The sequence below is a fragment of the Pseudomonas sp. 28 E 9 genome, assembly GCF_900004785.1.
Lineage (GTDB): Bacteria > Pseudomonadota > Gammaproteobacteria > Pseudomonadales > Pseudomonadaceae > Aquipseudomonas > Aquipseudomonas orientalis_A.
In genome coordinates this window covers 163,225-178,366 of record NZ_CVTK01000052.1, presented here as the reverse complement: position 1 = coordinate 178,366, position 15,142 = coordinate 163,225, and the positions used below count along the sequence as shown (strand labels likewise).

Annotated in this window: 4 protein-coding genes; 2 read left to right on the top strand and 2 right to left on the bottom strand. The window is 61.6% G+C overall.

Features of this window, described 5'->3' with window-relative positions:
* Nucleotides 1-219 precede the first annotated feature (219 nt).
* Nucleotides 220-1,632, bottom strand: a complete 1,413-nt coding sequence (locus BFQ00_RS19960) for an amino acid permease (RefSeq protein ID WP_065934504.1) — start codon at nt 1,630-1,632, stop codon at nt 220-222.
* 415 nt (nt 1,633-2,047) lie between these two features.
* On the opposite strand from BFQ00_RS19960, the gene BFQ00_RS19955 reads away from it, so the two are divergent.
* Nucleotides 2,048-5,149: a transglycosylase domain-containing protein gene (locus BFQ00_RS19955; RefSeq protein WP_065934503.1), complete on the top strand. Its 3,102-nt coding sequence runs from the start codon at nt 2,048-2,050 to the stop codon at nt 5,147-5,149.
* Here BFQ00_RS19955 and BFQ00_RS19950 read toward each other — a convergent pair.
* Nucleotides 5,136-9,773 carry a hypothetical protein gene (locus BFQ00_RS19950; protein WP_065934502.1) on the bottom strand — a complete coding sequence of 1,546 codons (4,638 nt, stop codon included), beginning with the start codon at nt 9,771-9,773 and terminating at the stop codon, nt 5,136-5,138. The two genes, BFQ00_RS19955 and BFQ00_RS19950, sit on opposite strands and share 14 nt — an antisense overlap.
* Before the next feature lie 133 nt (nt 9,774-9,906).
* Between BFQ00_RS19950 and BFQ00_RS19945 the strand changes: the two genes are divergently transcribed.
* A complete protein-coding gene (locus BFQ00_RS19945) occupies nt 9,907-14,985 on the top strand; it encodes a dermonecrotic toxin domain-containing protein (RefSeq protein WP_065934501.1) in 5,079 nt (1,692 codons plus the stop codon).
* The last annotated feature ends 157 nt before the right edge of the window (nt 14,986-15,142 follow it).

The window sequence follows — 15,142 nt, the reverse complement described above, 5'->3', positions numbered from 1 at the left end:
GCTTACTTTTGCGCTTTTCAAAAGTGAGCCGCTGTAAAAGCGGAACCATTAGCAGCCGTTACCGCAGAAACGGATATGTACTCAACCCAATCCAGCATCCTGGTCGGCCCAGAGGCCGCCATCGGGGGCAAGCCCCCTCCCACAGGGGATCTGCGCTAACTGATTGGCATCAGGGCAAGCCTGCTCCCCTATTTCCCGACTCCGGTTCGGCCTAAGGGTTCAGGCTGCGGAACGCGCCGCCGCATTGGTCGGCTGCAACTTGAACACGTAATACAGCACCGTCAACAGCACCAGAAACGCAGGCCCCACATACAACGCCACCCGTGTGTCCGGGAAGTACGCCATCAAGCCCACCACCAGCAGCAAAAACGCCAGCGCCAGGTAGGAACTGACCGGGTACAGCCACATGCGGTACTGCAGACCGGCCCGCTCGGCAGGGCTCAGGCCCTTACGGAATTTTAGCTGCGCCAGCAGGATCATCAGCCAGGTCCAGATCGCGCCGAAGGTGGCGATGGAGGTCACCCAGACGAACACCTGGTCCGGCACCAGGTAGTTGAGCAGCACGCCCAACAGCAAGGCGAAAATCGACAGCAGCAACGCCTTGCGTGGCACGCCATTACTGGATGTGGTGCCGAACACGGCCGGGGCCTGGCCATTCTGCGCCAGGCTGTAGAGCATGCGCCCGGTACTGAAGATGCCGCCGTTGCAGGACGACAACGCGGCGGTAATCACCACGAAGTTGATGATACCCGCGGCGGTCTTGATGCCCAGGCGTTCAAAGGTCATCACGAACGGGCTGCCCTGGGTGCCGATTTCATTCCACGGGTAGATCGACAGGATCACGAACAGCGCGCCCACGTAGAACAGCAGGATGCGCCAGAACACCGAGCCGATGGCGCTGGGGATGGTTTTCTGCGGGTTGCGCGCTTCACCGGCGGTAAGGCCGATCATCTCCACGCCCAGGTAGGCGAACATCACCATCTGCAACGACATCAATACGCCCTGTACGCCGTTGGGCATGAAGCCGCCATGGGCCCACAGGTTGGAAATGCCCAGCGCCACGCCGTCATTGCCGAAGCCGAAGGCAATAATGCCGACGCCGCCGATCACCATGGCAATGATGGTGACGATCTTGATCAAGGCGAACCAGAACTCGAACTCACCGAACGCCTTGACCGCGATCAGGTTGATGGTGCCCATGCTGATCAGCGCCGCCAGGGCCCAGATCCAGCGCGGTGTGTCGGGGAACCAGACGCCCATGTACACCGCCACGGCAGTGATTTCCGCGACGCAGGTCACCAGCCACAGGAACCAGTAGTTCCACCCGGTGAGAAAGCCCGCCAATGGGCCCAGATAATCCTGGGCATAACGGCTGAACGAACCGGCCACAGGATTGTGCACGGCCATTTCGCCGAGGGCGCGCATGATCACCAGAATGGCCAGGCCACCGATGACGTACGAGAGCATGATCGCCGGGCCGGCCATTTCGATGGCCTTGGCCGAGCCGAGAAACAGGCCGACGCCGATGCAGGCGCCGAGCGCCATCAGGCGAATATGCCGTTCACCGAGTTCGCGTTTGAGCGGGCCGCCTTGGACGGTCTCGCCAGGGGGCAGGGGTTTGCCGACAGGCATAGGGATACAACCTCATTTTGTTATTGGATTTGACCACCGAGCGTCGGCGTATCTGCAGGTAGGCAAATACACCGCCTTGACCGGGCCTGCCTCGTGGGCAAACCCGCCTGGCATGTGTCAGCGGCCAGGTCAGCGGGCATGCAGTATAAAAAGCGCGCGCCAGGGTATTTCACTCTATAAACAGGCAAATTTGGCGATATACCCCGAGAAAAAGCGCTTGGACGGAGCAAGCACCAAGCGTCTGGAACAGCCTTCTGCGCGCAAAACGGCGCAGAGTATTGCATAACGGGCCGGGGTCCAGACACTTCGGACAAACCCGTGGCATGCGGGCCCATCGACAAACTTCGTAGATCAGACAATTCGCGTCTACGCTTCAGACAAGTCCGATCAATCTGTAGGAATGGATCAATCGACTATGGGCGCACTGTGGCAGACCGACTTGCATCAGGCTGAAGCCGACAGCCCGTCACCCGCCCCATTGCCGAAAAAATCCAGACCGCCTCGGCCATGGCGTCGACTGTTCTGGCTGATCCTGCTGCTGGCGCTGGCCGCCCTGGGGTTCGCCGCGTTACGCGAGATGCACAGCGCCCGCTGGCAGGCGCGCATGCTCAGCCAATGGGCGTCACACTTGACCTATCGCGTGGAGCCCGGTGCCAGCGATGCCATCGTGTATCCCGGTGCCGGGCCGTTCGATCGGCGCCTGGGCTACAGCGCCCTGGGCGAATTCCTGCCGCGCCTGCTCAAGCGCAACTACGTGATCCAGTCTCAGGCGCGTTTCTCCACGGCATTGATGAACTACAGCGGTCACGGCCTGTTTATCCCCTATGCAGAAAAAATCCAGGCCGGGCTGAACATCACCGATTGCCGTGCCGCGCCGTTGTACCAATTCAACTACCCGACGCAGCTTTACGCGCAGTTCAGCGATGTGCCGCCGTTGATGGTGCGCAGCCTGTTGTTCATCGAAAACCGGGCGCTGCTCGACCCCCAGCCGGCCCAGGCCAACCCGGCGGTGGACTGGCCGCGTTTTGCCAAGGCCGCCTGGTCGCAGGTGGCGCGCCAGTTGCACCTGCCGGGGCAGACCGCAGGGGGCAGCACCCTGGCGACGCAGCTGGAAAAGTACCGTCATTCACCGGACGGCCTGACCCTGTCGGGCAGCGAAAAACTGCGCCAGATGCTGTCGGCCAGCGTGCGCGCCTATCAACACGGTACCGACACGCTGCCGGCCCGGCAAAATATAGTGCGCGACTACCTCAACAGCGTGCCGCTGTCGGCAGTGCCGGGCCACGGTGAAGTGCACGGCATGGCCGAGGGCTTGCGGGTGTGGTACGGCGCAGACTTCGCCCAGGTCAACCAGGCCCTGGCCGACACCACGAACACCCCGGCCGGTCTGGCGTCACGGGGTCTGGCGTTGCGCCAAGTGCTGTCGCTGATGATCGCCCAGCGTCGTCCTTCGCATTACCTGAGCAAGGGCCGCGACGAGCTCGCGCAATTGACCGACAGTCACCTGCGGCTGCTGGCGCAGGAGGGGCTGCTGGAACCTGGCTTATTGAAAGCGGCGCTGGCCAGCCAGGTCAGCTATCGCGACTGGCAGCAGCAACCGACCACGCAGAAAATCGAGGCCAGCAAAGGCATCGGCATGGCCCGCAGCCGCCTGGGCGCACTGCTCGATCGCCCGCTGTACGACCTTGATCGCCTGGACCTGTCAGCCACCAGCACGCTGCAGGGCGACTTGCAGGAACAGGTCACCGCCTACCTCAAGCGCCTGGCGGACCCCGCCTACGCCCAACAGATCGGGCTGTTGGGCGAACGCCTGCTCACCCCTGCCAGCACGCCGCAGGTGCGCTACAGCTTCACCCTGTTCGAGCGCACCCGCGACAGCGCCCGCGTGCGCGTGCAGACCGACAACACCGACCAACCGTTCGACATCAATGAGGGCAGCAAGCTGGAATTGGGCTCCACCGCCAAGCTGCGGGTGCTGACCACCTACCTGCAAATCATCGCCGAGCTGCATGAGCGCTATGTCAACGTCGCGCCCGCGGCCTTGAGAAAAGTCGAGATCGCCGAACAAGACCGCCTCAGTCGCTGGGCCGTGGGCTACCTGCTGCAAAATCCCGGCAAACCCCTGGCGCAGATGCTCGACGCCGCCCTTGACCGCACCTATTCCGCCAGCCCCGGCGAACGCTTTTTCACCGGCGGCGGCCTGCACCGCTTCCACAACTTTCGCAACGAAGACAACGGCCGCAACCCGACCCTGCGCGACGCCCTGCGTGAGTCGATCAACCTGCCGTTTATTCGCCTGATGCGCGACCTGGTGCGCTACACCACCTACACCGGCGCCGACAACAGCGCGCAACTGCTCAAGGACGACAACGAGCCCCGTCGCCAGGAATACCTGGCGCAATTTGCCGACCGTGAAGGCACCACGTTCCTGCTCAAGTTCTGGAAGAAATACCAGAAGAAAGACACCCAGGCGCGCCTGGAAACCTTTCTCGACAGCCTGCACCCCACGGCGATCCGCCTGGCTGCGGTGCACCGTTATCTACTGCCCGACGCCAGCCGTGACAGCTTCAACAGTTTCGTACGCGCCCGCCTGGCCGGCACCAAGGCCCAGCAGACGCTGACCGACAAGCGCCTCGACGCGCTCTACGACAGCTACGGCCCCGGCGCCTACGACCTGCCCGACCAGGGCTATATCGCCAAAGTGCACCCGCTGGACCTGTGGTTGCTGGGCTACCTGATCAACCACCCGCAGGCGACGCTCAGCGAAATCGTCAAGGCCAGCCAGTTCGAGCGCCAGGAGGTCTACAGTTGGCTGTTCAAGAGCCGTCACCAGAGTGCGCGCGACAGCCGTATCCGCACCATGCTGGAGATCGAAGCGTTCCTGGAGATCCATCAGCGCTGGAAGGCCGTGGGTTATCCCTTCGATCATCTGGTGCCGTCCCTGGCGACCGCCATCGGCAGCTCCGGCGACCGACCCGCCGCCCTGGCCGAGTTGATGGGCATCATCCTCAACGACGGCGTGCGCCTGCGGGCAGTACGCATCGACAGCCTGCATTTTGCCGCCGATACGCCTTATGAAACCCGAGTGATCAACGACCCGGCCGAGGGCAAGCGGGTGATGCCTATAGAAGTGGCGCAGGCCCTGCGGGGCGCTTTGTCCCAAGTGGTGGATGCCGGTACAGCGAAACGCCTGGCCGGCAGTTTCAAGCTGGACGACGGCACACCACTGGCCATGGGCGGCAAGACCGGAACCGGCGACAACCGCATCGAAGCCATCGGCGCCGGCGGCCGAGTGCTAAGCTCCAGGGCGATCAACCGCACCGCCACCTTTGTGTTCTATATCGGTGATCGCCACTTCGGCACGCTCACCGCCTTCGTCCCGGGCAATTCGGCTCAAAACTTTACGTTCACCTCGGCGCTGCCCGTGCAAGTGCTCAAAGGCATGGCGCCGATTTTGCTGCCTTACTTGAAGCCGGGCAGCCAGACCCTGTGCCGGCCGGTGGCTAGTCCACACTAAAAAACAGGCTTCGGGCAAAAGGCCGCGTAATCTTCGCCCGGTCAATTTCCAGGGTCTGGCGCACACGTCCGGTCTGGCCACTGCGCATACGTATGAACGCCTCGGCCTCGACCCGAGCCTGGGCCTGGCGTCCCAGTCGCTCCTGCTCGGGGCTCTTGAGGTGGGGATCGCCCTCGTAATGATCATCCGGCCCGTGGAGCCTTTTGTAGTGGAAGTGGGCATAGCACAAAACCCGGTCGGTATTGCTCGCGTCAACGACCACATACACCTGCAGGTAATCATCAGCCGTGTCCTTGAGGAGCACGCGCTGCCCCTTGCGGTAAATGAGCACTTCATTGTGGCGCTTGAGAAAGTCGACGTGATCCTGAGTGGTGGGTCGCAGCCGGGTCGCTTTAATCCGTGCCGCCAACCCGGCGGCCTTCAGTCGGGCCTCAGCCAGCCGTAGGTCGCGCGCCATCGCCAGCGCCTTGGCTTGCTGCACAGCCACCAGTCGAACGGTTTCCATGCCCTGACGCCTGCGGTCAATTGCCTCGGCGGTCCAGCGTCGGGTATTGGCCTGCGCCTCAAGCAGGTACTCCAGGGAAGACGGATCGTTCGCCCGCTCGATCAACGCCTCCACCTGCTGGATCGCTCTACGTTCATCATCCAGCAGCGCCTGACCCTTTTTCAGCAAGCTACCCAGCTGCGCATCAGGCTTGGGCGTCGACCTCACCGGTTCCCAAACCCCGTCCCGGGCCTCGGTAAACGTGCCGATCAACTCGCCCCCAGCCTCGTGCAGCTCTGCGGTGGCGGGCGCCACTGCCGTGGCCTCATTGATCTGCGCCACATACATATCGTGATTACGCGTACGGATAATTTTTTTACGCCGGGTGCCCTGGGGCACTGGGGCGGGTGCAGCAGGCCGTTCTGTCCGGGGTTCAGGTTGCAAGAGGCTCACCAGTTCTTTTTCGACCTGTTGGTGCAGGCTGGCAAGCAGCTCCTGCAGTTTTTGCAGGTACTCCAAATCGAATTTTTCCGGTTCCATGGCACGCCAGAATTCAATTTGATCGTCGACTTGCGCATAGACGTGGTCAATATTCTTCAGCAGTTCAATGCGTTCTGCCTGCGTCGTTTGCAGCTGTTGCAAGTCCGCCAGAGAGCGAGTGGCACGGCGTGCACGCTTGACGGCTTCGCTGACAGCGTCGAAGAAATCGTCGCTGAGCTCAGGTCCCGCAACATCGATGGAAATTCCCCACAAGGTCGTCAGTTGCAAGACTTGCAGATCCTGAATCAAAGGGCGCCCGGCCGGCTTCAGCCCTTGGGCCTTATCCCGACCCAGCCGGGGAACACGGCTCAATTCTTCCAGATACCCGGCCTCCAGAGTGCGCCAGCGGATGCCCTGTTCCTGCACGGCCGCCAACTCACGCATGAGGCTGCCCAGCTTGGCGTGATCCTGACGGTTGATATCCGATTCGGCCTCTTCCGGGGTTTCCTCGCTCAGCCGGTCCAGCAGCGGCCTGAGCCTGGCATTGCAGTCCACTATGTGTCGTCGATACTGTGTATCCAATAACTGTGCGGTCAGAATCACTGACGCCAACACGTCGCAAAGTTCTTCCTCATAACCGGGGCGCGGGGCCAATTCCCGCAGGCGCTTGAGCAGTTGCAACTCCCGCTGTGCATGCTGAAACTTGTTGCTCATTTCCCGACCGTAACGCTCCCACGCCTGGACACGTTGCGGGTCGGTGATTTGCCCGGCGGGCCGGGCTGCCAACGTGTGTGCCAGGTGCATCGCGGTGTCCGCCCTGGCGCGGTCGGCCTGCGCTTTTTTATAGTCAACCTCAAGGGCAGCCGGCTGTGCCTGCAGGGTATGCTCAGCCGCGTCGTCGGCATTGCCGCCCGCAAGCCGCAGTTTCAAGTCAAAGTCCCATCGGCCCTGGCCCAGATGCCTGAGCCAAGGCCCAAGAATGGTGCCATCGGCGCTGATCACCCGGACCTCGCTCTTCTTGACTTGCACCCGATACAACGCCCCCTGGACCAACGCCTGCCATTGCTGCGCAACATTCGACGTATCACGCCGCAAGCCCTGTAGCGGGCCACTGGACTCGGCGTTTTCCAGGGCCACAGGCCACGGCTTGGGGAACGTCTTCAGCCACAATTTCTGGATCAACGCCTGTTGTTGCGTGTTCAACACCTGGCGTCCATTGACCCAGAGCACGGGCGTGTGGAACTTCTCAGGCGTGGGAATCCGCTTGAGCGGCACGGTGATTGCGCCCGCGACCTGCGGTTCGACACGTGCCAGGGGCGCAAACACCGGGTGCTCCAGATTCAAAGGGTCCAGGGCATCCTGGGGCGTGGCCTGGTGGGCTACGATCACCATCAGATTTGCCAGCATGTCGATAAGCGCAGCGCTCCTCGCTTGACCATCGTGACTGCTTAGCCCTTCGATATCGCGCTGCATACTGTCCACCAACTGAACCAACCAACCGCCCAGCGCCAACGGCCCGTTCAGAAATGGCAGCAGAGTGCCGAACAGCAACCAACCGGCGCTCTTCAAGTTAGCCCATCGCTGCTCCGCATTCGACACCGATTGACGATCGGCCAGGGCCACCAGTGCACTGGCCGTGGCACTGAACACATGGTGCGCCGGGTCGGTGGCGACCACTTGTTTACTCAGTTGAACGGGCGCCGGTTTCTCATACGCGGTGAATTCATTGCCAGGCAAAAAGTGGCGAATATGCGGTTCGTGAAAGCCATTATTGGCATATACCCCCTGGCGTGCTGGCGCGATCCAGGTCAGTACGTTGTCCTGCAACGCGCCAGGGGTCTTGATCGCGGTGAACAGGGCCGCCAACGATTCATACTCCTGCAGCATCGGGCTGAACAATGGCCGGTACAACAGGTGCGGACCGCTTTGTCCCTGTAGCGGGCCGATGATGAACATATTGACGACCACATCCGGGTTGGCATCGGCCGATGCCTTGAACGCCAGCGGCCACAGCGCGACGGCCTTGCCCCCCGCCATGCGTTCCGAGGCCCTCGCCTGCAGCGCCGCCCGCACCCGCTGAAAGCCGCTGTAGGTCATACCGTGCTCGCCCTTGATCTTCGATCCCAGGGCCAACATTGGCAGTTGTACGCGCAATTGCCGGCTGAACTGTTGCCGACGACGGGCAGCCTCAGCGAGGTCGTCGATCAGCTTGTTTTTCAACAGGGCGGGATAGGTTTGCCCCACATCAGCCTCACCCACACAGCGTTTGATCAGGCTGTACGTCAGCCAGGCCGGTGCCGCTGAGTCATTGAGCGTGATGCGCCTGGGGGTGTGCGGGAAGCGGGAGAGGTTTTCCAGGGCCAACTCGGTCAGCGTCACAGTGACAGGGTCCACCTCGGCGGCAATGAACCCGCCCGGCAAGGGCACAGCTGCGGCGACCACTCGATCAAAGGTCAGCACAACATCACCCGGCTGGAGGTTCGTCGCACCTGGCTGCGCTCTCAGGCAGTGCTGTAACTGGCGGTCGGCGTACCGGGTAATCGACTCGATACCCTCGAGAAAATGCGCTGCCCCGCTTTCATGCTGGACCAACACCCACTGCTGCAACAACTGGGCGTAGGCGATGCTGTCCTCAGGGTCCGCCTGGGCCAACCACCCAGGCATGACCTGACGTAAACGCTGCTGGGACGCGCTCAGTTCACAGATAAACCAACGCCTGGGATCAATGATGTAATCAAGCAGCGCCTGGCACGCCTGTGTCGTGCGCGGCACAGTACGCTGGATGCTATCGATCTCCAGCAGTTGGCGTGCCAGGTAACTCGACGCCAAGGCATCGAGCGGGTCGCCTTGAGCCTCCAGGACGAACCACTGGTCAGCCGCCCCCGTCAACACCGGGCTCGTGTAAGCCGGCAACAGAGCGCCGATGTCGTCCAGGCTATCAAGCATGTGGAGACCGCTCGCTGGGCTGAACAGCACGGTGGTCGAAGCATGGCTCAAGACCAGCAGCGGCAGTATCTGCGTGTGATCGCCCCCTTGCAGGTGCACGGTATGCACCCGCAACGGCCCGCCATGCAGGCTCCATTGCGGTGTTGGCCGCACTGGGCGCAACAGAGTCTTGGGGAACAGCGCAGCGAAACATTTTTCGTCCATGCCAGGGGCGCGCGGTGAGTCGTAGAGCAACTCCAGCAGGTGGTCGGACAGATAGCCCCAACGGACCATGTTTATCGGAAGAGGCTCACGCCACCACGTTTGCAGGCGATTGGAAAAAGACGACAGAAGCACGGCGCCGCACTCATTGATCAGCTTCTCCAGCTCAGCCAGGGTCGGCCCACTCGACACAAACATCTCGCGAGCCCGCCGAACCACGACCTGATAGTGCTCAACCAGCAATGTCGGCGTGGCGTTGGCCAAACGCTGCACCAGTAATTCGGGCAAAGGCTGGTAAGCGTACGACGGCAGTGCAGCGGTGCTGCCAGCGGTGGGTGTGCCGATATGGATCAGGCCGGCGCTCCACTGTTGTGTCGCAAAATGCTGGTCCAGATAGGCCTGGGCAGCCTCTTGCGCCACCCCGAGCAATGACGGCGGATCGCGGAACAGCATCTCGACTTGGTCAATATGGGTCTGGCGCAGAGAGGCTGGGCCGGGCTCGGGCGATGTCATGACAGGGTTTCTCGGTGTGATAGAGCCATCGACGCTACAGGCTGCCCGACACCCGGTGTCGATAGACTGATACTGCCCAGAGCGCCCTTGCGCGAGCCTAACCTGAGTGCCCTGCCCACGACAGAACTACGCCATGACAACCATTTCGCCCGCTACGCACGAAGATAAAGGCCAGCACTACGAAGTCATTCGGGAAGCCCTGCCCGACTGGATCACCAAGCTGTCGGTATCACGTGCAGGCGCCTTGAAATCCAGCCGCAAGGCTGTTCCGGCCTGGTACAAAAGTGCCTCGCCCCACCAGCATCAATTATTGAAAACCGCGATTGCCGAACAGTGGAAAACCCAAACCCTCATTGACCAGAAACTCGCCCCGGTCACCGACGTCAAAGGTTTCGCCGAGCCGTTGTTAAAAGCCGCGCTGAAACAGCAATACAACCTCGACGTCGATGTCCGCAGCACCTGCCTGCGGCTCTATGCCCCGGCCGACCGCGCATGGTGGGTCATGGATGTGGGCGGCGGTGTGCAAAGCCGCACGCTGTCGCTGCTGGACGCGGCACTGCACAACTTTGCCGACAGCGAGGCGTTCACCGCCGATTCGCAATTTATCACCCTGCCTGACGCCCTGGGCCATTTCGAAGTCCTCCCCCTGAAAGCCCGGCTGTCGATCCAGCAGTTCAAAGCGCTGGTTCGCGGCCTGGACATCGGTGCGCAGTATCAACAGCACCTTGAGCACTATCTCGGCCGAACCGCTCCGGTGGTCGAAGGTGTTCTACGCGCCCGGGTGGCGCTCAACCAGCAGGCCGCCCTCACGGCGGCCGCGCGCATGGCGTTGATCAAGGGCGATATCCAGGCGTTGGATCACGCGTTGATCACAGGTTTGGTCAAGGGCCAGCAACACCTGACGCTCGACGGCAAGATCGCGCACTGCCATGACCTGAGCCTGATGGACGCCACATTGAGCGGCGTGATACTGATTGCCGCCGACCTGGAAGTCAGTCGCCAGGCATCGCCTGTGATCGCCTATATCCCGGACGACCCGCAGCACCCACTCAAGCGCTATGCCTCCACGGTCGCGTTCATGCAGGCACTGACGCGGCAATTGCAGCAGCTCGACTATCAGCAGTTCTTCAGCCGGTTTGTCGAGCACCAGTACCAGGGGCATTTCTTCAACCAGCTGGGCACGCGTTTGAGCCAGGTGAAATGGCATCAGCACGCACCCGGCGATCCGAAGCCAACCTGGCGTGAGACGCCCATCGACAACCCCAACCTGCAGTTCAGCGCAAAGCGTGTGCGCACGCCGCTGTGGGAACATCTGTATCGGCGAAGCCTCAATAAAATCCTCAACGACGCCCGTGAACTGGCCGTCTCCACCGCCTACGCCGACCGCATGGCACGCTGGGCCTGGTGGGACAATCTGGAAAAAGTCCTCGCGGATATTCTCAACGCAGCGCTATTGGTGGTGACCCCCTTCGCTCCGTTTCTGGGCGAACTGATGCTGGCCTATACCGCTTACCAACTTGCCGACGAGGTGTTCGAAGGGCTGTTGGACTGGACCGAAGGCCGAGGCGTAGAGGCCATTGAACATGTGGCCGGGGTGACGGAAAACGTGGTGCAACTGATCGCGTTCGGCGCTGCCGGGCAACTGGCTCACCTTGAGCTCTCCAGCTTTGTCGAGGGCTTGAAGCCTGTGACGCTGGCTGACGGCAAAACCCGTTTATGGCATGCGGACCTGAGCCCCTATGAACAAAGAGCCGTCACGCTGGCCCCCGGCTCGAAACCCGATGCCCATGGGTTTCACTCGCACGCCGGCAAAAAAATCCTGCGTCTGGAAAACAAACACTACGAAGTCAGCCAGTCCCCCGACACCGGCCGCCACCGGATCATCCATCCGCAACGCGCCGATGCCTATCGTCCTGAAGTGCAGCTTAACGGTCAGGGTGCCGTGGTGCTGGAGGGCGAAGAACCCAGGGCCTGGGACGACTCACAATTGCTTCAGCGCCTGAGCCCCATCACCGCCACCTGGCCGCAGGCACGCCTGCAACAGTTATGCGATATCAGTGGTACCGAACCCGGCGCATTGAGGCATATGTACGCCGAAAACCAGGCACCGCCGCCGCTGCTGGCCGATACCCTGAATCGCTTCGAACTGCGCCAGCACATCGACACACTCGGCGAACCCTCCGCCGACAACGGTGAAGCCGCCTATTGGTCCGCCGACATGGTTACGCGAATGCCTGGCTGGCCGGCCGATAAAGCCATCGCGGTGTTCGAAGCAGGCGACCTGAGCGGCGAGCCGATGCACCACGGCGCAATGCAGGCACCGCAGGAGTCGACGCTGGCCATCAGCCGTGAAGCGTTACTGGCAGGCCGGCTAACCCCACAAGTCGTCGACTTTCTGGACGAAGCCGAGCTTACCGCTCTAGTCGGCAAGCCTTTGCCCGCCGACAACGACGCGCGAGCGCAAACCCTGCGTGAACAGTTGAGCCTCTACGTCGCCACACGCAAGGACGACATCTTCGAGCACCTGTACGGTTTCAAACGCCAGTCAAACAGCGCCCACGGGTTACTGCTGCAACGACAGTTCCCCGAACTGCCCGACACCCTGGCCAGCGTGATACTGAACCAGGCCCGCCCGGCGGAAGTACAGTTGATGAACGACGAGGAGCGCCTCCCGCTACGGCTCAAGCATCAGGCCAGGGAATTACAGTTCGAAGCGCGAACCACCCACGCCTACGAAGGTTTCTTCCAGGGTAACGCGCCCACACCCGATACCGAACGGCTGCTGCTCAACGCGTTGAGAATCCACAGTGATGCGTTCGGCGACCTGCGCCTGAGCATCCGCGAGCAAGTGCCCAATGGGCACCTGCGTTGCCGTGTAGGTCCGGACGAGGCGGCGACCGATACACTGCTGGTACGCACAGCGCCAGGGCGATATACCGTCCACGACGCCAGCGTCGATAGCACCCGGGATTTGTATGAAGCCGTACTGCAAGCCTTACCCCCTGGCACCCTGGGCTTTGCGCCGGGTGATGGCGAGGCGTTGCGCCAGTGGCTCACACGCACCTTGCAACCACCCGCCGAACGCCGCACGGTGCTGGCCGAACCGCCGGTCTTGCCAGTCGCCCCTCTGGAGATCCAACCGCTGCTGCAAAAACCAATGTTCAGCGCCCTGCGCCGTCGACTGGGCCGCGCCAGCGTGGACGAGCGCCTCAAGTCTCTGTATCCGACGCTTTGCGAAGAAGATATAACGGCCTATGCCCTGTCGCTAAACTCGGCCGAGGGGCAGCGTCTGCTCACTGAGCTTGAAACCCAGAAAAAAGACCTGCTCAAGGCACTCAAGAATTGGCAGGATCAGCCAGCTGCCGGCACCCGCAGACGTCGCGTAACACTCCCGGAGCGGTTATTCAGGAAGCGCGTGACTGCGCTCATACAGAGCAGCTGGGAGCAATCAGCCAGCGGGTACGAGACGGATTTCGGCGAGCGCCGAGTGGGTAGCGAACTGGACCTGCGCGGAGAAACCATCTACGGGTTTGTGCAAAACTTTCCTCGATTGGATACCGCGCTGAACCACATCACCAACCTCAACCTGGCAGGCACCGACTTCACTGATGCCGACAGCCCGTTCCTGCACAACTTCCCTAACCTGCGTACGCTGGATATCACCGGCAAGCACCTGAAGACTTTTCCATCGGCCATCAGCGGTATGCGTCGGCTCACCCATCTGGGCCTGTCCGAAAACCCGATTCGCTGGCGTGCGCAGAACCTGGAACAGCTCAGGCAATTGCACCACCTCAGGGTATTGATCCTTTCGCACAATGAACACTTGGTCACACCGCCGGATATTAGCCGCATGCCGGAGTTGCGCGTGCTGGCGCTCAACAACACGCAAATCCGCGATTGGCCCATAGGACTGTTCGAGCTACCCCGCTCTCCCGACTTCAACCTGAATTTGCTGAATACACCGATCACCCAAGTACCGAGCGTCGAGCCCGGCTCGGCGCAAGCCGAACTGGTGACACGTGCACGCCTGGACAACAACAAGCTGGAGCAGGACGCCGAGGATCGGCTGGTCAGTTACCGGCGCGCAGCGGGCCTGGATCCTTATCGCACCTATCCCCCCCGAGGCGAGCTGGACAGCCAATTCTGGTTCGAACACCTGACACCCGAAATACGCCCGGCATGGCAGGAAATCTGGGACGATCTCGAACGGGAACATGGCTCACAGGGTTTTTTTGAAGTCATCAGAAGCCAGCGACAACCCGCCCCCGACATCGTCCACGACCCGGCCGACCTGGTGCGCTACAACCAGAACCTCAGACAATTGCGCACCAATGTCTTGCGCCTGATGAGGGCCGCCGACAGTGACGAGCAAACCCGCACCGCGCTGTTCAACCTGAGCGCCATGCCGACCCACTGCGCCGATGCGGGCGCCCAGCTGTTCAACGCCATGGGTATCGAAGCCATGAAGCTGGAGGCATGGCGCGAGCCCACCCCTAGAGCCCGGACCAATGCGCTGGTACGGCTGGCCAGACAAAAGGCCCGGCTGGACAAGGTCAACCAGATTGCCAGACAAGATATCCAGACTCGCCTCAACACCCCCACACTCAATGAGGACGGCAGCGAAGGCCCGCCTTTGCGGCTGACCACCGATATCGTCGACGGTGTTGCAGGCACCCTGGATGAAGTCGAAGTGTACAGCGCCTACCAGACCGGCTTGAAACAACGCCTGGATCTGCCTTGGTTGGCGGACCACATGCTGTACCGCGATGCCGGCAAGGTCGCAGCCTGGCAACTGGCAAATGCCTATGACAAGGTCATCAAGGAGGAGCAAGGCGATGGGTTGGTGAACCAAATGCTTGAGCAATATTTCTGGAGCGACTACTTGCTCAATACCCGACCCGAGGCGTTCCGACAGATCAAATGCCAGCATGAACAGGCCAGTGAAAGCATCGACGACTTGCGCCTGGCTCAAAACGCTTGGGCCGCCCACGAACAACTGCCGCCGGAGCGCAAAAGTTCGGCCACCAGTACCCAACTCCGGCAGCGTCTGCTCTATCTGGCAGACGCGCTGGATGTACCCGATGAGCACGTCCTGACCGGCGAGCCCATGACGGAAGAACTGTACTTGAGCCTGTTTCTCAAGAGCTTCTACGACGAACGGGAACTGGGTCGCCGCCTGACCCGCGAGGCCATGGTTGCCGCCGGGATTTAACCCTCACCCCCATTGCACACGCGAGCCGGAACCAGTCGTGCCCCTGGTTCCTGCCCCCGTGGGAGGCGCATTCCTCAGGCACAACCCTATTCATAGGGCGCGACTTGAGCGCCTGGGAATTCCCTCTACACCAACGCACTTTGAATAGTTACCGCCG